Consider the following 18278-nt stretch of genomic DNA (forward strand, 5'->3'; position numbering starts at 1 on the left):
TAACGCGTCTATTTTCCTTCCAGTCTATAATTGGGTAGTCTGGGCCATTACGTCGCCCGGCAACCATCAGTGAAGGAAACGGATGTATTTCACCGTCGAAACAGCGCCGCATCACCGCTTGCCGCTGTACAAGACCGTCTTGTGCGTGACTTGCGCGCTGCTGCTGATCGTCAACGGTTTCAGTCTGTTCCATAATCTGCAAGCCCTGCGCGGCGCGCAAGTCCTGCTCAGCCAGACCGCGCGCGTGGCCGACCGCCTGCAATATCTGAACGTGCTGGTGCTGGATGCCGAAAGCAGCATGCGCAGCTATTTCCTGTCCGGCCGCGATTCCTATCTGGGGCCCACCCGCACCGCGCTGGCTGAAAGCGAGGCCGAGTTCAAGGAACTGGAAAAGCTGCTGGCCGATAATCCTTCGCAACTGAAAAACCTGAGCCAGCTGCAAACGCTGGTGCGCCGCCGCCTCAGCATCATGAGCCAGGCGCTGGATGTGTATCGTGATGGCGGCCTGGCCGAAATCGTCAACATCGCCAAGCTCAGCGACGACCGCGCCAGCATGGACGAGATCCGTCTGCTGGTGGTCATCATGGAGCAGGAGCAGAACGAAACGCTGAATGCGCGCAGCGCCATGTTCTACCAGGAGTACCAGAAGGCGGTGTGGCTGGGCGTCAGCATCAACGCGGTGGCGATCATCGTGCTGATCATGTTCTACCAACTGGTGGGGCGCAGCTTTGCGCACCGCGCGGCGGTCGAGCACGCGCTGCAAAGCGCCAACGAGAACCTGGAATCGACCGTGCAGCAGCGTACCGAGCAGTTGTCGGTGCTGTCGCGTCACCTGATCAGCATCAGCGAGGAAGAGAAGGTGCGGCTGTCGCGCGAGCTGCATGATGAGCTGGGCGCCAATCTGACCTCGATCAGCATGGACATCGCGGCCGTCACGCAGCAGCTGCGCAAGACCCATCCGGAACTGGCGGATCAGCTCAAGCGCGCCCGCGCGACCTTGGTGGAAACTGTGGAAATGAAGCGCCGCATCGTTGAGAATCTGCGGCCTAGTCTGCTGGATAATCTGGGCCTGTGTGCGGCGATCGAAAGCTATTGCGAAGAATTCAGCCGCCTGTCGACGGTGCGCTGCGATTGCACCGTGGCGGCCGAGATCGAGGCGACCGCGCGCCATTCCGGCGATTTGTCGATCGCCTTGTTCCGCATCGTGCAGGAGTCGCTGACCAATATCCGCAAATACGCCAAGGCCAGCCGCGTGATCGTTACGCTGAACCGCAGCGGCGAGGGACTGATGCTGCGGATTATCGACGATGGCATCGGCATTGCGGCCGACACCATCATCAAGCCGATGTCGCATGGTTTGCTGGGCATGCGCGAGCGCGCCTTGCTGCTGGGCGGCACGCTCAATATTCGGCGCGGCCGCAACGATACCGGCACCTGCATCGAAGTGGCGATCCCGCTGCCCAAACCGAGCGAGCGTAGCGAGGACAGCAAGCCGGTGCCCGTGTTGTCGACCACGCTGCCGTCCGCCATCAGCGACGTCATCAGCAACGCGCTACATCCAGTCGCAGACGATCAAACTCCGTCTTCGCCACCTTATAGCACTCGCCCGCATACGCCTCCAAGCCTGAGCGATCAAGCACAGTGATGTTGCCACGACGGTAGGTGATCAAGCCTTCGTCCTGCAGCTTGCCGGCGGCGGCGGTGATGCTTTCGCGGCGCACGCCCAGCATGATGGAAATCATTTCCTGGGTCACCTTCAGCGCGTTCGATGGCGAGCGGTCCAGGCGGTCCAGCAGCCAGCGGCACAGCTTTTGTTCGATCGAGCTGTGGCGGCCGCCGACGGCGTTCTGCGCCATCTGCGCGAACAGCGCCGTGTTGTAGCGCATCAGCAGTGCCGGCAGCGCGCCGCCCTTGGCAAACGCATCGCGCAGATGCTGGGCCTTCATGCGGTAGCCGTAGCCAGCGGCTTGCACCACCGCGCTGCACATGGCGCGCTCGCCTTCGAACAGCGAGACGCCGACCACGCCTTCATGGCCGACCACGGCGATCTCGGTGGTGGCGCCGTCTTCCATCACATACAGCAGCGACACGATGGCGGTGGTGGGGAAGTGCACATATTCCATCGCGGTGCCGAATTCAAACAGCTCTTTGCCAAACGGCAGTTGCACCAGTTCCAGGTGCTCAAACAGGGATTCCAGTATGTCGCGCGGCAGCGCGCCCAGCAGCTCATTCTGCTGCGCGCCGCTGAAGGTGACCGCAGGCCGGGAGGCAACCTTGATGCCCTTGGCGCCACGCGGCAGAGCGCGGCTGGTGGTTGGGGTTGCGGCGACTTGGGTATTGTTCATGGGGATCCTCACAAGCTAGTTACGTGTTGTTGTAACTTTAAGAGCTTTGTGAAGTGGCGAACATAAGAGCAGGGGACGCGCAAATGTAGTCCTGAGACATGCGCATTTGTAGTCCTTGTCCTACAAGGCCCGCTGTCTTTCTGAGAGAGGCAGCGGCATAATGGCACACATTCAGATGATGTGGCGCACGATTATGCACGTACTGGTGGTGGAAGATGACGCGGTGCTGGCGGACGGCTTGAGCCGTGCGCTGGGCGGACACGGCATGGCGGTCGAGGTGGTCGGCAACGGCACCCAGGCCGATCAGCTGCTGCAGCGCGATGGCGCGGCCGAGGTGGTGGTGCTGGATATCGGCCTGCCCGGCCTGGACGGCTTTGAGGTGGTGCGGCGGCTGCGCGCGCGTGGCAGCACGGTGCCGGTGTTGCTGCTGACGGCGCGCGACGCCGTCGAAGACCGCGTGCGCGGGCTGGAGCAGGGCGCTGACGATTATCTGGTCAAGCCGTTTGCCACCGCCGAGCTGGTAGCGCGGGTGAAGGCGCTGGCGCGCCGCAATACGCCCCGGCCGGCGGCGCTGTCGCTGGGCCAGTTGTCGCTGGACGTCGACGCCAAACGCGCGCGCGTCGGCGACAAGCTGGTCGAACTGTCGGTGCGCGAATGGGCGGTGCTGGAATACCTGTTGCAGCATGCGGCGCGGGTGGTGTCCAAGCAGCAGATCATCGACGCCATTTTGCCGTGGGGCGATGACATCACGCCCAACGCGGTGGAAGTCTATATCTCGCGCCTGCGGTTGAAGATCGCCGATGCCGGCGTCAGCATTCGCACCATCCGCGGCTTTGGCTATGTGCTGGAGGCGGCCTCGTGAGCAGCATCCGGCTGCGCCTGCTGAAATGGCTGATCCCGCCTATCCTGCTGATGAACATCGGCGCCGGCGCGCTGACCTACATGCTGGCGTGGCCGCCGAGCGCGCCCGCCATCAGCGCTGCCCAGGCCGAAGCGCGCCACAAGCGCGAGCAGGTGCGCGAAGCCGTGCTGCGCATCCTGGTGCTGCTGGAGATTGCCGTGGCGCTGGGTTGCGTAGGATTGATCTGGTTCTCCGTCAGCAATGGCCTCAGCCCGCTGAACCGCTTGCGCGCCGATCTCAATGCCCGCGACGGCGACGACCTGGCGCCGATCGCCGGCGCCGACGTGCCGTATGAACTGGAACCGGTGGTGTCCGCCTTCAACGGCCTGCTGGCCAAGGTGGGCGAGGGCGCGCAGGCGCGCCAGGACTTCCTGGCCAACGTCGCGCACCAGTTGCGCACGCCACTGGCCGGCCTCAAGACCCAGCTGGAATGGTTGGGCGCGCGCCATCAGGCCGAGCCGGAAAGCGCGCAATCGCTGAAGCTGATGCTGTCCGCCACCGAGCGCATGATACGGCAGACCAACCAGCTGCTGGCGCTGGCCCGCGCCGAGCCGCAGCACTTTGAAAAAGCCCGGCTGGAGCCATTGGCGCTGGACGCGCTGGTGGCCGAGGCGGTGCAAGCCTTCGTCGATCAGGCCACGCTGAAAGCGATCGATATCGGCTTCGACCTGCAGCCAGTCACCATCCAGGGCGACCGCTTCCTGCTGCGCGACCTGATCGACAACCTGATCGACAACGCCATCCGCTACACGCCGGCGCAGGGCACGGTGACGGTCAGTTGCCGCGCCGATGGCGAGGCCGGCCTGCTGACAGTGGAAGACAACGGCCCCGGCATTCCGCCGGCGCGCCGCGAGCAAGTGTTCAACCGCTACGTGCGGCTGGATGACAAGACCCACGGCACAGGACTCGGTCTGGCGATCGTGCGCGACATCGCCGTTGTGCACGGTGCCCGCCTGTCGGTGGGCGAGGGCGCCGATGGCCGTGGCGCCTTGTTTACGGTGCGATTTACGTAAATTTGCGTCAAATTGTGCGCTTGTCAGCAGTTTGTCAGGATTTCCTCAGGGAAATGAAAGCCAGAAGCGTTACACTGCAATCCAGCAAGATTATCTATGGGGAGCAGGCTCATGAAACGCATTCAGCAGGGTTTTACACTGATCGAAGTGATGATCACGGTGGCCATCGTCGGCATCCTGTTGGCGGTGGCGGTGCCGGCTTATAGCGATTACGTGACCCGTGGCCGCCTCAGCGAAGCCTTCACCGCACTCGGCGGGGCGCAGCCGTCAGCCGAGCAGTTCTGGGCTAATGCCGGTAGCCGCAGCTATGTCGGGTTCAACAACTCGACCAGTTTCCCGAGCGCTACCGCCAACTTCACCTACGCGCTGAGCAACGCCACCGCGTCGACCTATACCATCACCGCCACCGGCATCGGCAAGATGAACGGCTTCGTCTACACCATCAACGAAAGCGGTGTCCACGCCACCACCGGCAGCCCGACCGGCTGGGGCACCAGCACCAGCTGCTGGGTAGACCATAAAGGTGGAGCATGTTCGAATTAAGAAGGCAGGCCGGCTTCACGCTGCTCGAACTGCTGGTGACCATCACCATCTTCGGCATCATGCTGGCGATCGGCATTCCCAATGCCAGCAACTGGCTGCTGGCCAACCGTGCGCGCGGCGCCAGCGAGTTTTACGCCGAGGGCTTCAACGCGGCGCGGCGCGAGGCGGTGTCGCACAACACCGCCAGCCGCATCGTGCTGTCGGCCAATGCCAATACCGGCCAGATGGACTGGCAGGTCGATATCTGCTACATCAGCACCACCACCCAATGTCTGCCGGATCAGGATGGCTGGTCGACCACCAGCGCCGCCGCCACCAACGATCCGCTCGGCGCCAGCGGTTTCCGCTCCATCTTCCGCTCGGCCGACAGCCTGCCGACCTCGGAAGTACTGGTGCCGAGCACGCTGCCGTCCGGCAGCTCGGCGATCTATTACACCGCGCTGGGCTGGGTCAACACCACCTATGACGAACGGCTGACCCAGCTGCGGCTGGACCCGGCCGCCAAATATGCCGCCGAAGTGCCGGTGGTGGCGCTCAACATCACGTTGGCCGGCCTGGTCGCCAAGTGCAATCCAACGCTGCCCAGCACCGACAACCGAGCCTGCCCACCATGAAACCCATGCTTAACCGTCGCCGCCGCCAGGGCGGTATCGCGCTGCTGGAGGCGATGCTGGCCATCGTCATCCTCGGTATTGGCCTGCTGGGCACGGTCGGCCTGCAGGCGCGCGCCTACTCGGCGCTGTCGGACGCCGGCATGCGCGCCGAGGCTACGCTGGCCGCCGACAAGCTGATCGGTGTGATCAGCACCGACTTGCCTAACATTTTGCTGTATCAACTCGCCTCAAACGGCACGCCCAACGACCAGCTCAAAGCCTGGGTCAAGGAAACCCAGACCAATATTCCCGGCGCGATCCTGACCGTGACGGTGACCGACCAGCAGGCGCAAAACCGCTATCAGGTGGTGATTTTGATACGCTGGCAGCGCAAGGCCAACACCGATATGAACACCCACCGTCTCACTTCCTACATCGCGCGCTGACATGAACACCTTATTCAAGCGCCGCATGGGCGGCTTCTCGCTGGTGGAATTGATGGTCAGTGTGGTGATCGGCCTGCTGGCGCTGCTGTTCGCGACCCGGCTGGTGGTGCGCGGCGAGACCAACAAGGAATCCGCCATCGGCGGCTCCGACTCGATGCAGAACGGCATGCTGGCGATGTTCCAGCTGAGCGGCGACGCCAGCATCGCCGGCTGGGGGCTGAACGACCGCACCGTGGCCGGCTGCGCCACCACCTTCAGCGACCAGCGCGGCTATCAGCTGCTGACCGCCAAGCGCGATGGCGTCAACATCACGCCGCTGGCGGCGGTGGTGATCCAGTCGAATGGCGCCAATCCGGATGTGATCTCGTTCAACAGCGGTAGCTCCAACGCCGGCGTCGGCTCGGTGCTGATGAACGGTGACTATAACGGCGAATCCTACATCGTCGGCGCTGTCGGTTCGCCGTACGGCTACAACAGCGGCGATGTGCTGGTGGTGGCGCCGCAGTCACCGGACCGGCCGTGCACCGTGGTGCAGATGGCGGGCTTCAATCCGGCCAGCATGCATGATGCCGAGATACTGCTGCAATCCGGCAGCGACTACCGCTACAACCCGGCCGCCAGCATGACGCAGGCCTATGCCAAGAGCGTCACCTTCATGTACAACCTGGGCCAGCCAGACCAACTGCATTTCCACACCTGGTCGGTCAGCAACGGCGTGCTGCTGCTGCGCGCCACCGACCTTACCGGAGCGGAACAGGCCGGCGTGTCGGTGGCCGACAACATCGTCTCGATCAAGGCGCAATACGGTTTCGATACGCGCGTGCTGACCGACTACGATCCCAACCCGTCCGGCAACGGCACGTCGCTGGTCGCCACCGCCAACGGCGGCATGCAGCTCGGTGCCTGGAGCGCCAGCATGATCGATGCCGACAGTGACGGCAGCAGTGGCGGCCTGGGCGACTACCAGCGCATCGCCGCCGTGCGGATCGCCGTGGTGGCGCGCAGCAAGACCGTACAAAAGCCGGCGCCCGGCGCCAGCTGCACCGCCACCACCGTGATGCCGACCGTGTTCAGCACCAACGTGCCGTCCGGCGTGACGGCGGTGCCGCAGCAGGTCAACGTGGCCGTCAGCGGTGATACCGTCGACTGGAAGTGCTACACCTACCGGGTGTTCGAGACCATCGTGCCCATTCTTAATTCCCAGTACCGGCCATGAGTAAGCTAAATGAGTAAGCTATCCCACCGCCGCCAGCGCGGCATCGCCTTGCCCATCATGCTGATCATGCTGACAGTGATGATGGTCAGCAGCATTTACCTGCTGCGTTCCAGCACCTCGACCACGCTGACCGCCACCAATCTGGCCTACGACGCCGCCATGACCAAGGCCGCCGACGCTGGCCTGCATGCCGGCTTCACCTATCTGCGCACGGTCAGCAACAATAACGACCTGCTGGTCAACCAGGCGGCCGCCGGCTATGTCGCCACGCTGCCGCAGACCTGGACCGTCGCCAACGCCAATTTCTGGACCGGTTCGATCACGCTGCCGGTCGACAGCGACGGCAACCGCGTCGAATACGTGATCCACCGCATGTGCAACTTCACCGGCGCCTACGACGTTTTGCCCAACAAATGCCAGACCACGGCGCCGCGTCCCGGCACCACCGGTCCGCGCGCGCTGGGCGAAACCCTGAAAGTGGATGCCTCCAATCTGGCCAGCGCGGCGCAGATTCATTACGTGGTAACCGCGCGCGTGTTCGGCCCGCGCGGCGGCAATGTGGTGACGCAGGCCGTCATCATGAAGGGGCCGTGAGGCCAGACAGGAACGACATCATGAAAAAGCTACTTTCCATTCTGGCCCTGCTGGCAATCTTGCAGGCGCACGCCGCCACCACGCAGATCGCCCAGGTGCCGCTGCTGAACATCACCGGCACCGGCACCGTCAAGCCGAATTTGATGCTGCTGTTCGATAACTCCGGCTCGATGGACCAGACTTACACGCCGGACTATGTCAATGACAGCCTGTGCCGCAGCAACGTCTCGCTGGCGGCCGGCGTGATGGCGTGTAACGTCGGCCATCCGCCGTTCATGAGCCCGGACTTCAACAAGCAGTACTACAACCCGGCCATTCACTACCAGGTGCCGATCAAGGCCGACGGCAGCTATTATCCGGAGCAGACCGCCGCCAACACCACCAACTGGACCGTGGTCAGCAACGATGGCTTCGGCGCCCGCCTGGCCGACCTGTACAGCAATACCGGCACCTCCAATATCAATCTGGTGTCCGGCTTTCCGGATTTGAAATGGTGCACCAGTAGCAGCAGTGGAGTGTGCCAGTTCAACAGCGCGACTTACTCGTATCCGGACGCGACCTATAAAACGGCGGTGGCCATCACCACCGCGCCTTACTATTACACCATCGGCGTCGGCCAATACTGCACCGACGACACCATGAAGACCTGCAAGTCCACCACCATCGGCGCATCGGCGCCGACCGGCTATCCGGTGGCGGTCAAGGTGCGCTGGTGCAGCGACAAGCTGCTGACCCAGTGCCAGGGCAAGCGGGTGGGCAGCTACATCTATCCAAGCTATTCGCAGCCGGCCGGCGCGGTGGCCTCGTATGGCACGATTGCGATCGGCGCTTCGGCCGGCGCCAATTCGCTGGCCATTTCCACCATCGTGGTGGCCGAGTCCAGCAGCAACGTCACCATCAGCAACGGCACCATGACGGCCAGCACTGGCACCAACACCGCGCTCAAGCAGCAGACCATGGCCAGCACGGTGGCCGCCAGCATCATCGCCCGCAGCACCACCAACCAGTACTACGCCTGCGTCAAGACGCCGACCGGCCAGAGCACGGTGCCGGCCTGCAGCGTGTTCGGCATTACGCTGACGGCGGAGAACGTGGTGGCGGTGGTGCCGGTCACCTGTACCGGCACCAAGAGCCTGACCAACTGCAATATCGTCACCGACAGCTCGCGTTCGGGCTGGGGTTTTACCGTGACCACCACCCAGTCGCGCATCGCGCCGGCTTATGTGACCTTCAGCGGCACCACGTCGAGCTCGACCTCGGCCACGATGGGCGCCAGCAAGTACAACTCCACCAATCTGTTCAGCAGCAACCTGTCGCTGGGTAAAAGCCAGAGCGCGACGGCGGTGGCCACCACGTTTAGCAACCAGATCGGCACCAGCGGCACCTACAAGGCCTATCTGGGCACCAATACCACGTGCGGCATCACCGGCCTGACCGCCGCCAGCGTGTGCGTGGTCGACAGTGGCGCGCTGACCAATACCGGCGCGCTGACCATCGGCACCATCAGCAACGCCGGCTCGCTGACCTACACCACCACCGCCGCCGTGATGGACTCGATCCCGATCACCACCGCCGCCATCGCGGCCGGCTCGGCCGCGCCGAATCCGTTCGTGCGGGTGAATATCGTCAGCGGCCAGACCTATACCAAAGGCACCGACCGCACCGATTGCGCCGGCACCACCTGCACCTATGCCGAAGAGATGACCAACTTCGCCAACTGGTACGTCTACTACAAGAGCCGGCTGCAAATGATGAAGACTTCGGTCGGCATCGCGTTCTCGCCGCTGACCGCGAACTACAAAGTTGGTTACGTCAAACTGTCCAACGCCGGCGCCAGCAGCCCGATGGACCTGAAACCAGCTGATTTCACCGGTAGCGCGCGCACCAGCTGGTACAGCACGTTGTACGCCACCACCACCTCCGGTTCGACCCCGATCCGCACCGCGATGGACAACGTCGGCCGCATGTTTGCCAACCTGTCGCCATACAACTATGCCGCCGGCCAGGAAGTGGTGCAGTACCCGTGCCAGCCCAACTTCATGATCCTGACCACCGACGGTTACTGGAACGGCAGCAGCACCTCCAACGTGGTCAACAATGACAACGTCGAAAACGCGGCCCGCTTCTGTACCTATGCTTCCGGCTGCGTCGACACCCGCTCGCAGAGCCAGCCATCGATTTCGGACGTGGCGCTGCACTGGTATAACGGCGGTTCCAGCACCACCACCATATCGCTGCGGCCAACGCTGGAGCCGGATATGACCAAGCCCGGCTCAGTGCCGGCCGCCAGCGGCGAAAACACCCACCTGCACATGAATACCTACACGCTGGGGCTGGGCGTGGACGGGGTGATGACCTATGAAGCCAATTACGATACCGCGCCCAAGTCGGGCGGCGACTTCTACAATCTGATTACCCAGGCCACCACCGGCTGCTCGTGGAACGGCGGCGGCGCCTATGTGTGGCCGGACCCGGACGTGACCAACACCGCCAGCACGGTGCAGGAACGGGTGGACGATCTGTGGCACGCCGCCATCAACGGCCACGGCAAATATTTCAGCGCACAGAACCCGAAAGAGGTGGTGAACGGCCTCAGCGAAGCGCTGTCGAATATGCAGGTGCGCACCGGCTCGGCGGCTGCGGCGGCGACCTCGACGCCGAACATCACGCTGACCGACAACGACATCTTCTCGGCCACCTTTACCACCGTACGCTGGTACGGCGAGCTGACCGACCGCAAGATCGACACCACCACCGGTGACGTCATCAACACGGCGCTGTGGAGCACCAGCACCACGGTCGGCAAGAAAGCCGGCTCCAGCACCGTCACCGACCAGCGCAAGATCCTGATGATGAAGCCGGACCAGTTGCCGAACAGCGATCCGATCAACTTCCTGTACGACGCCATGGATACCACGGCGCAGAACTGGTTCAAGAACAAGTGCAGCGTACTGTCGCAATGCACGCTGCTGTCGGCCGCCGACAAGGTCACCGTCAACACCGGCGCCAACATGGTGAACTGGCTGCGCGGCAACCAGACCTATGCCGACGACAACCTGTTCCGCGCCTTCACCACCACCACCGACAGTTCCGGCAACGTGGTGCCGATTGTGGTGGGGGACATCGCCTCGTCCAAGCCGGCCTATGTGCGCGAGCCGCGCAACAGCTACCCGGACACCGACTACGCCACCTTCAAGGCCACGTACGCCACCCGTTCCGGCACCGTCTACGTGGCGGCCAATGACGGCATGCTGCACGCCTTCAACGTTGCCGACGGCACCGAGCGTTGGGCGTATGTGCCGCGCATCGTCATGAGCAAGCTGCCGGCGCTGGCCAGCACCACTTACGGCACCAACCACATCTTCACCGCCGATGGTTCGCCGGAAACCGCCGACGTCAAGTTGAGCAGCGGCTGGCGCACCGTGCTGGTGGGCGGCCTCAACGCCGGCGGCCGCGGCTATTACGCGCTGGACGTGACCGATCCGGCCGCGCCCAAAATCCTGTGGGAGATCTGCGCCGACGCCACCGTCTGCACCCAGCACAACGAGCCCAACATGGGGCTCAGCTTCGGCAATCCGCAGTTCGGCAAATGGCAGGGCAAGTGGGTGGTGTTCCTGACCTCGGGCTATAACAACGTGTCGGGTACCGACGGTGTGGCGGCCGGTACCGGTGTCGGCACGCTGTACGTGGTCGAGGTGGCGACCGGCAATGTGCTGGCGCGCGTCACCACTGCCGGCGACACCACCACGCCATCCGGCCTGGCCAAGATTACCGCCATCAGCGACGATCCGCTGACCGACCCGACCGTGACCTATATCTACGGCGGCGACAACCAGGGTCAGATGTGGCGCTTCGACCTGACCAGCAGCAGCGGCAGTATCACCTCCTTGCTGATGGCCAACGCCGGCAGCACCAAGCCGATCACCACCCGGCCGGACGTGACCAATTGCGGCGTGACCGTGACCAGCACCGATAGCTCGACCGGCCTCACGACCACCTCGGTCAAGGCGCAGCGGGTGGTGTTGTTTGGCACCGGCCGGCTGCTGGACGTGCCGGACACCACCAACACCGACGTGCAGAGCCTGTATGCCATCAAGGACAGTGGCACTGCGGTTGGCACCGTCCCGAACTCGACGTTGGTGCAGCAGGTGCTGAGCGTGCAGGGGTCGTCCAGCAACACTGTGACCTATGCCGTGACCAGCAACAACGTCGACCTGACGCAGAAAAACGGCTGGTACTTCAACTGGAACCTGAACGCTGGGGAGCGCATGAACCTGGATCCGCAGATTGTCAGCGGCGTGGTCAACGTGGTCACCAATATTCCGAGCTCGTCGTCGGCCTGCTCGGTGGGCGGCACCAGTAATCTGTATCAGGTGGACGTGTGTACCGGGCAGGGCGTCAATGGCGACCCGGCTGGCACCACGCTGTCCAGCACCTCGGCGGCGGTCGGCTTCATCATCGTAAGGCTGCCGAGCGGCCAGCTGAAGCTGATTACCACCTTTGCCGACGGTACCAATACCACCAGCAAAACCAAGGAACTCGACACGGCCGAGGCACACCGGGTCGGTTGGCGTCGAATCAAAGGGCAATAAAGGCGACGGGGCGGCTAACTGCCGGTATAATCGAGGGTTTTGCAGAACCGCCTCAGATCGCTCACACATGGTCAACGATAACGAAAACGTAACTCCCGACAGTAACGACGCCAACCTGGACGACAGCACGTCGGTCGGCAGCAATAAAACGCCGGCGCTGATCGAGCGCGAAGTGCAGCGTCGCCGCACCTTCGGCATCATCTCCCACCCGGATGCGGGTAAAACCACGCTGACCGAAAAGCTGCTGCTGTTCTCGGGCGCGATCCAGATGGCGGGCACCGTGAAGGCCCGTAAATCGGGCCGTCACGCCACCTCCGACTGGATGGAGATTGAGAAGCAGCGCGGCATCTCGGTGGCCTCGTCGGTGATGCAGTTCGAATTCCGCGACCACGTGGTCAACCTGCTGGACACCCCGGGCCACCAGGACTTTTCCGAAGACACTTACCGCGTGCTGACCGCCGTCGACTCGGCGCTGATGGTGATTGACGCCGCCAAGGGCGTGGAAGCGCAGACCATCAAACTGCTGGACGTGTGCCGCATGCGGAATACGCCGATCGTCACCTTCATGAACAAAATGGACCGCGAAACCCGCGATCCGCTGGAACTGCTGGACGAGCTGGAATCGGTGCTGAAAATCCAATGCGCGCCGGTGACCTGGCCGATCGGCATGGGCAAGAACTTCCGCGGCGTGTACCACCTGTTGAACGACACCATCATGCTGTTCAAGGCTGGTGAAGAGAAGGCTGACGGCGCGTTCGAACTGATCGAAGGCATCGACAATCCACGCCTGCAGGAAATGTTCCCGCTGGAGATGGATCAGTTGCGGATGGAAGTGGAGCTGGTCAACGGCGCCTCCAACCCGTTCGACCTGGAGCAATTCCTGGCCGGCGTGCAAACCCCGGTCTTCTTCGGCTCCGCCATCAACAACTTCGGCGTGCGCGAGATTCTGTCGGCGTTGGTCGACTGGGCGCCGGCGCCGCGCGAGCGCGACGCCACCGTGCGCGCGGTCGATCCGAAAGAACTGCCATTCTCCGGCTTCGTGTTCAAAATCCAGGCCAATATGGACCCGGCGCACCGTGACCGCATCGCCTTCCTGCGCGTTTGCTCGGGCAAATTCGAGCGTGGCATGAAAGTGAAGCACCTGCGTCTGGGGCGCGAAATCAAAGTGTCGTCGGTCGTGACCTTCATGGCCTCGACCCGCGAACAGGTGGAAGAAGCGTACGCCGGCGACATTATCGGCCTGCCGAACCACGGCAACATGCAGATTGGTGACTCCTTCTCCGAGGGCGAAATGCTGACTTTCACCGGCATCCCATTCTTCGCGCCGGACTTCTTCCGCCAGGTACGCATCCGTAACCCGCTGAAAATCAAGCAGCTGCACAAAGGTCTGCAGCAGCTGGGCGAAGAGGGCGCGGTGCAGGTCTTTAAACCGGTACAAGGCGGCGAACTGGTCTTGGGCGCGGTCGGCGTGCTGCAGTTTGAAGTGGTAGCGAGCCGACTGATGAACGAATACGGTGTCGACGCCGTGTTTGAAAGCACCAGCATCAGCAGCGCGCGTTGGGTATCGAGCGACGACAAGAAAGCGCTGTCCGACTTCGAAGACGCGCTGGGCCACAACGTCGCCTACGACGCTGCCGGCAACATGGCCTATCTGGCAACAAGCGGCGTCAACCTGCGCCTGACGCAGGAACGCTGGCCGAAACTGCAATTCCACGCCACCCGCGAACACTCCGCCAAGCTGTAACAACTCCGGGGTCAGGTCCATCATTTCTACACGAGCTGGGCCGTTGCGTCCGCAACGGACCAGCCCGTGTAGAAATGATGGACCTGACCCCGGGTTTTTATAAGTTCAGTTCGATCCAGACTGGTGCGTGGTCGCTGGGTTTTTCGCGGCCGCGTACGGCACGGTCGACTTCGGCCGCTTTCAGTGCCGGCGTCAGGCTGGGGCTGATTAGCAAGTGGTCGATCCGCAGCCCGGCATCACGTCCGTAAGCATTACGGAAATAATCCCAGAAGGTATAGATGGTTTCGTCCGGATGCTTGCTGCGCAGGGCGTCGCACCAGCCCTGATTCAACAAGGTTTGATAGGCGACGCGTACTTCGGGACGGAATAGGGCGTCATCCACCCAGCGTTCAGGCTTATATACGTCTTTTTCGGTGGGAATAATGTTGTAGTCGCCGGCCAGTACCGCTGCCGCGCCGCTGTCGATTAATTTCTCCGCATGCAGAATAAATCGTTCCAGCCATTTCAGCTTGTAATCGAATTTTGGGCCTGGGGCTGGATTGCCGTTTGGTAGATATAAGCCACCAATTAATATGCCATTGACCATCGCTTCGATATAACGGCTTTGATTATCTTCGGGATCGCCAGGTAAGCCGCGTCCGGTTTCGATCGGTGTCTGCCCGCGCGCTAATATCGCTACGCCATTCCAGCTTTTTTGCCCATGCCAGATGGCGCCATAACCGGCGTCTTTAATCGCGGCTTCGGGAAATTTCTCTTGTAGGGCTTTTAATTCCTGCAGGCAGACGACATCCGGCTGGGTCTCATCCAACCACTGGAGTAGGGCGGGCAGCCGGCTGCCGATGCCATTGACGTTGTAAGTTGCGATACGCATTCCAATAGTTTAAACCGATCTGGACGGTGTCGGCGTACGCCAGGCCACCGAAAATGCCCTTTTTTATGCCAACTCTTGGCGCGTTGTCGCCAGTTTCTGGCGTCACTCGTCATTTCGCTTGACAGCGCCGCTAGTTTTGTCTACTGTATTAATCAACTAATACACATATACGGTTGCCATGGCTGCCCACACCGCATCACTGTTTTCCATCACGACCGGCTCGTCCGATCCGATTTATCGGCAATTGATCGAGCAGGTCCGCCGTTTGATTGCCGCCGCTGTGTTAAATCCCGGCGATATATTGCCGTCGGTGCGCGATGTGGCGACCACATTGGCAGTGAATCCTATGACGGTTTCCAAAGCTTATAACATGATGGAAACCGAGGGTTTATTAACCCGCGCCCGTGGCGTTGGCATGCTGGTCGCGCAGACGCAATCAACGCAGGAAAAAGAACATTTAATTATTCCAACGCTGGAAAGGGCCGCGACCGAGGCCCGCCAGCTGGGATTGGACCCCGAAACGGTTGTGCTTCTGTTTAAAAAAATTCTTGGAGAAAGCAAATGAAGCCTTTAGTCGTTGAAGTTGCGAATCTGCATAAATCCTTTGGTAATCAGCAGGTATTACAGGGGGTGAATTGGAATATAGAGTCCGGCAAGGTGATTGGTTTGCTCGGTCGTAATGGCGCCGGTAAATCGACATTAATCGAATCCCTGCTCGGCTTGCGCGAAACCGATAGCGGCCACAGCCGCTTGTTCGGCCAGCCGGTGACGGCATTGGATGACGACACCCGCGCCCGCATCGGCTATGTGCCGCAAAAATCAGAGCTGTTTGAGTGGATGACACCTTTGCAAGTTCTGGATTATTTCAAGGCGCTGTATCCGCGCTGGAACCAAGCCAAGGTTGACGGCCTGATGCAGCGCTGGGGACTGGCCGGTGTGTCGGCGAGTAAGCAAATCAGCAAGCTTTCCGGCGGCGAACAGCAGCGCCTGTCCATCATTCGCGCGTTGGCGCATGACCCGCAGCTGCTGGTGCTGGATGAGCCGGTCGCCAGCCTGGACCCGGCCGGCCGCCGCGATTTCCTTAAAGAGTTGATCGATGATGTGATCGAGCGTGGCACCACGGTGGTGTTTTCCACCCACATTCTGTCCGATCTGGAGCGGGTGGCGCTGGACGTGGCCTTCTTGCAAGGAGGCAAGATCGTGCTGCATGGCGAGTTGGACGAATTGCTGGAAGGCCGAAATCTCAGCCTGGAAGATCTGTTCCTTGAGGTGACCAAATGAATCTGATCGACACGAGGTTGCTATTTCAGGTGCTGCAAAACCATACCAGCGCCCGTTCGATGAAGTTGATGAGCGGCTTCATGGTGCTGGCTGCGGCGGGGATCCTGTTCGCTACTTACCACAGCAGCAAACCGGAGATCGGCAAGTTGATGTTCTTGCTACTGATCTGCGCGCTCGGCTATCTGTGGTGTGGTGCCTTCCTGAAAAGTGCGATCCAGCAAAACTTGCCATCGAATGCGGTGCTGGTGCCTGGCCTGCGCGTCGCATTGATGCGTCTCACTGCCGTGCTGTTTGCTGGCTGCACGCTGGCGTCGGCGGCGTTGGGATGGCTGCTGATTGGCTTGCCCGGCTACGTTCTGGTTGCTGGCGCCGGGCTTGCCGTCTTTATCCTGTTTGCCAATCGTTATGTGGGGCTCAATTTGCTGCCGTCAGTGCTGGTCCTTGCCAATATGGGGCTCGGCAGCCAGCCGTGGGAGCTGCTGGAGTCGGCGGCCACCTTCGTGGGCGAACCATTGCTGGTATCTCTGGGGGGCATTGTCCTATTGTTGCTGGGCGCCAAAGGGGTGCAGGTGTGCTTCCCCAAGGGAGGCGATGCGCATTGGGCGTGGCAACGCTGCATAGGGCGCCGGCGGGCTGCGAAGCAGGGGCAGTTGAACAATGTCGAACCTGCGGCCGGCATCCGCTGGCTGGCCTGGATGCGCGAACCGTATTACGCCACTTTGCGCGCCGACAGCCGCAAGGGTGCGAATCAAGGTCGTCAGCTGGTACACACGCTGGGTCCGGCGGCGCACGATGGCAACGCGATGCTGTCTTTGCTGCTCACCTGCGCGGCGATGGTCGCGCTGGCGCAATGGCTAAGCTGGAGCAAGGCCCCCATAGTGCAGCATATATGGGGAATTACCATGCAATGCGTACTCATGGTGAGCACGCTGTCCTACGCCAACGCGGTCGCGCTCTCCGCCCAGCGCTACGTCAAGGAGCAGGCTTTGTACCGGTTGACGCCTGGCGCGCCGCCGACTGGCCAGTTCAATCGCGTATTGATGCGCACGCTGCTGACTCGCTGCCTACGCCTGTGGCTGTTCGGTTCATTGGGCGTAGTGACTATCGACTTTGTGATATCGGGTAAGTTCCAGTTGCAGGGTTCGGCTTATCTGCTGTCGATGCTGATGTTGCCGTTCACAGCGCTGGTGCTGCGCGATTACGCCAGCATGAAAACGCAAAGCGGCAGCTGGTACACGGTGTTTTTGCCCGGGTTGGTCATGTTTGTGTATGTGATGTTGATAGCAATTACCCGTCATTTACCGGAAGGGCTGCTGTTTTCGCTGGGCAGCGTGATCGGCCTGGCGTCGCTGATCAGCCTGCGCTGGCGCTGGCAGCGGATAATGACGCGGCCGCCGGTGCTGCCGGCCGGGCGCTTAGTTCTGTAGCACCAGTCCCAGCGTGAGCACCGGCTCCTTGCCGGCGCGCGCCAGACGTTGCCCCCAGGTGGCGTCGATCTGCAGATGATCGGGGATCAGCGCGTGGGCATAGCCGAACTGGTAACGCGCGCCATAGCGCTGCTGGCCGTAGGCTTCCGCCGTCAGCGAATGGCGCTCGTTGAGTTTGAATTCCGCGCCGATGCCCCAGCTGGCGTCGATGCGGCGCATGGCGCGGGTGCGCTGCAAGCCAGCGTTCAGATGCAGCAGCACACTGTCGTCGCGCAGCGAGAAGCTGAGCGGCACATTGGCCGATAGATCGCCATTCAGCCCGCGGCCGGCGCGGAACTGATCGGCCAGTACCAGGCCGATGCCCCAGCCGCCGGCCAATAAGGGCTTGAACACGGTCTTGGCCTGCAGTCTGCCGTAGTGGGTGGTGCGAATTTGATCTTCCATCCAGGCCGCGCCGGCCGCCAGCTCCCAGTTGCCGCCGACATTACAGGCGGGCGTGGCCCAATATTCGTTGAGGTTGGAGTCTGGCGCGTGTTGAGCGTAGGTCTCCAGCTGGCACTGGCCAGGATCGACAATCGCGGCGTCTTCCACCGTCATCGGCCGGCCGGCGAGGGCGGGAGCGGCGGCACACACCAGCAGGCAGGCGCAGGCCGCGCGGGGGAATTTCGGCAGGATCATCGGATCGTCATTGTTGATGGCGCCGCCCACTCTA

16 protein-coding genes are annotated in these 18278 nt (G+C 62.1%); 13 read left to right on the forward strand and 3 right to left on the reverse strand.

Translation table 11 applies throughout. The features are described from left to right. Positions 1-82 precede the first annotated feature (82 nt). On the forward strand, positions 83-1645 hold the full coding sequence (locus tag GJ699_RS12425; RefSeq protein WP_154376587.1) for a CHASE3 domain-containing protein: 1563 nt from the start codon (positions 83-85) through the stop codon (positions 1643-1645). Here the strand turns inward: GJ699_RS12425 and GJ699_RS12430 are convergent. Next, positions 1542-2345 carry a Crp/Fnr family transcriptional regulator gene (locus tag GJ699_RS12430; RefSeq protein WP_154376589.1) on the reverse strand — a complete coding sequence of 268 codons (804 nt, stop codon included), beginning with the start codon at positions 2343-2345 and terminating at the stop codon, positions 1542-1544. The two genes, GJ699_RS12425 and GJ699_RS12430, sit on opposite strands and share 104 nt — an antisense overlap. Positions 2346-2538: 193 nt before the next feature. Between GJ699_RS12430 and GJ699_RS12435 the strand changes: the two genes are divergently transcribed. The 9 genes from GJ699_RS12435 (at position 2539) to GJ699_RS12475 (ending at position 13987) form a co-directional block, all read left to right on the forward strand. Next, positions 2539-3207: a response regulator transcription factor gene (locus GJ699_RS12435; protein ID WP_154376693.1), complete on the forward strand. Its 669-nt coding sequence runs from the start codon at positions 2539-2541 to the stop codon at positions 3205-3207. Continuing rightward, positions 3204-4259, forward strand: coding sequence for a sensor histidine kinase (locus GJ699_RS12440; protein ID WP_371867544.1), 1056 nt, complete (start codon positions 3204-3206; stop codon positions 4257-4259). Before GJ699_RS12435 ends, GJ699_RS12440 begins: the two co-directional genes overlap by 4 nt. A gap of 111 nt (positions 4260-4370) precedes the next feature. Then, positions 4371-4802 carry a type IV pilin protein gene (locus GJ699_RS12445; RefSeq protein WP_154376591.1) on the forward strand — a complete coding sequence of 144 codons (432 nt, stop codon included), beginning with the start codon at positions 4371-4373 and terminating at the stop codon, positions 4800-4802. Then, the gene (locus GJ699_RS12450) at positions 4790-5416 is read left to right on the forward strand and encodes a pilus assembly FimT family protein (protein WP_154376593.1); all 627 of its coding nucleotides are present in this window, start codon (positions 4790-4792) and stop codon (positions 5414-5416) included. The genes GJ699_RS12445 and GJ699_RS12450 overlap by 13 nt, the downstream gene beginning before the upstream one ends. Before the next feature lie 5 nt (positions 5417-5421). Further along, on the forward strand, positions 5422-5841 hold the full coding sequence (locus tag GJ699_RS12455; RefSeq protein ID WP_229262073.1) for a type IV pilus modification PilV family protein: 420 nt from the start codon (positions 5422-5424) through the stop codon (positions 5839-5841). A gap of 1 nt (position 5842) precedes the next feature. Continuing rightward, positions 5843-7057, forward strand: a complete 1215-nt coding sequence (locus tag GJ699_RS12460) for a PilW family protein (protein WP_154376597.1) — start codon at positions 5843-5845, stop codon at positions 7055-7057. Between the two features lie 9 nt (positions 7058-7066). Then, entirely contained in the window at positions 7067-7651 is a 585-nt protein-coding gene (locus tag GJ699_RS12465) for a pilus assembly PilX family protein (protein ID WP_154376599.1), read from the forward strand. Between the two features lie 20 nt (positions 7652-7671). Further along, on the forward strand, positions 7672-12243 hold the full coding sequence (locus GJ699_RS12470; protein ID WP_154376601.1) for a pilus assembly protein: 4572 nt from the start codon (positions 7672-7674) through the stop codon (positions 12241-12243). A 67-nt stretch (positions 12244-12310) separates the two neighbouring features. Continuing rightward, entirely contained in the window at positions 12311-13987 is a 1677-nt protein-coding gene (locus GJ699_RS12475; protein WP_154376603.1) for a peptide chain release factor 3, read from the forward strand. A 97-nt stretch (positions 13988-14084) separates the two neighbouring features. Here the strand turns inward: GJ699_RS12475 and xth are convergent, their stop codons facing one another. Beyond that, positions 14085-14858 (reverse strand): exodeoxyribonuclease III, encoded by a 774-nt coding sequence (gene xth / locus GJ699_RS12480; protein WP_154376605.1) that lies wholly within the window; start codon positions 14856-14858, stop codon positions 14085-14087. A 178-nt stretch (positions 14859-15036) separates the two neighbouring features. On the opposite strand from xth, the gene GJ699_RS12485 reads away from it, so the two are divergent. Genes GJ699_RS12485 through GJ699_RS12495 form a run of 3 tightly spaced genes read left to right on the forward strand, consistent with a single transcriptional unit; the run spans position 15037 to position 17566 of the window. Continuing rightward, positions 15037-15423: a GntR family transcriptional regulator gene (locus GJ699_RS12485; protein ID WP_154376607.1), complete on the forward strand. Its 387-nt coding sequence runs from the start codon at positions 15037-15039 to the stop codon at positions 15421-15423. Beyond that, entirely contained in the window at positions 15420-16139 is a 720-nt protein-coding gene (locus GJ699_RS12490) for an ABC transporter ATP-binding protein (protein WP_154376609.1), read from the forward strand. Before GJ699_RS12485 ends, GJ699_RS12490 begins: the two co-directional genes overlap by 4 nt. Beyond that, a complete protein-coding gene (locus tag GJ699_RS12495; protein WP_154376611.1) occupies positions 16136-17566 on the forward strand; it encodes a hypothetical protein in 1431 nt (476 codons plus the stop codon). Before GJ699_RS12490 ends, GJ699_RS12495 begins: the two co-directional genes overlap by 4 nt. Here GJ699_RS12495 and GJ699_RS12500 read toward each other — a convergent pair. Next, positions 17555-18274 carry a PA4824 family protein gene (locus GJ699_RS12500; protein ID WP_154376613.1) on the reverse strand — a complete coding sequence of 240 codons (720 nt, stop codon included), beginning with the start codon at positions 18272-18274 and terminating at the stop codon, positions 17555-17557. The genes GJ699_RS12495 and GJ699_RS12500 overlap by 12 nt on opposite strands. Positions 18275-18278 lie beyond the last annotated feature (4 nt).

The organism is Duganella guangzhouensis (assembly GCF_009674535.1).
In the GTDB taxonomy this organism is placed as follows: Bacteria; Pseudomonadota; Gammaproteobacteria; order Burkholderiales; family Burkholderiaceae_D; genus Rugamonas; species Rugamonas guangzhouensis.

Bases quoted from the DNA above. Each gene is read 5' to 3' on its own strand.
- GJ699_RS12470 (WP_154376601.1), top strand. From the start codon at position 7,672: ATGAAAAAGCTACTTTCCATTCTGGCCCTGCTGGCAATCTTGCAGGCG.
- GJ699_RS12425 (WP_154376587.1), top strand. From the start codon at position 83: ATGTATTTCACCGTCGAAACAGCGCCGCATCACCGCTTGCCGCTGTAC.
- GJ699_RS12475 (WP_154376603.1), top strand. From the start codon at position 12,311: ATGGTCAACGATAACGAAAACGTAACTCCCGACAGTAACGACGCCAAC.
- GJ699_RS12450 (WP_154376593.1), top strand. From the start codon at position 4,790: ATGTTCGAATTAAGAAGGCAGGCCGGCTTCACGCTGCTCGAACTGCTG.
- GJ699_RS12430 (WP_154376589.1), bottom strand. From the start codon at position 2,345: ATGAACAATACCCAAGTCGCCGCAACCCCAACCACCAGCCGCGCTCTG.
- GJ699_RS12455 (WP_229262073.1), top strand. From the start codon at position 5,422: ATGCTTAACCGTCGCCGCCGCCAGGGCGGTATCGCGCTGCTGGAGGCG.
- GJ699_RS12460 (WP_154376597.1), top strand. From the start codon at position 5,843: ATGAACACCTTATTCAAGCGCCGCATGGGCGGCTTCTCGCTGGTGGAA.
- xth (WP_154376605.1), bottom strand. From the start codon at position 14,858: ATGCGTATCGCAACTTACAACGTCAATGGCATCGGCAGCCGGCTGCCC.
- GJ699_RS12465 (WP_154376599.1), top strand. From the start codon at position 7,067: ATGAGTAAGCTATCCCACCGCCGCCAGCGCGGCATCGCCTTGCCCATC.
- GJ699_RS12495 (WP_154376611.1), top strand. From the start codon at position 16,136: ATGAATCTGATCGACACGAGGTTGCTATTTCAGGTGCTGCAAAACCAT.
- GJ699_RS12485 (WP_154376607.1), top strand. From the start codon at position 15,037: ATGGCTGCCCACACCGCATCACTGTTTTCCATCACGACCGGCTCGTCC.
- GJ699_RS12490 (WP_154376609.1), top strand. From the start codon at position 15,420: ATGAAGCCTTTAGTCGTTGAAGTTGCGAATCTGCATAAATCCTTTGGT.
- GJ699_RS12445 (WP_154376591.1), top strand. From the start codon at position 4,371: ATGAAACGCATTCAGCAGGGTTTTACACTGATCGAAGTGATGATCACG.
- GJ699_RS12435 (WP_154376693.1), top strand. From the start codon at position 2,539: ATGCACGTACTGGTGGTGGAAGATGACGCGGTGCTGGCGGACGGCTTG.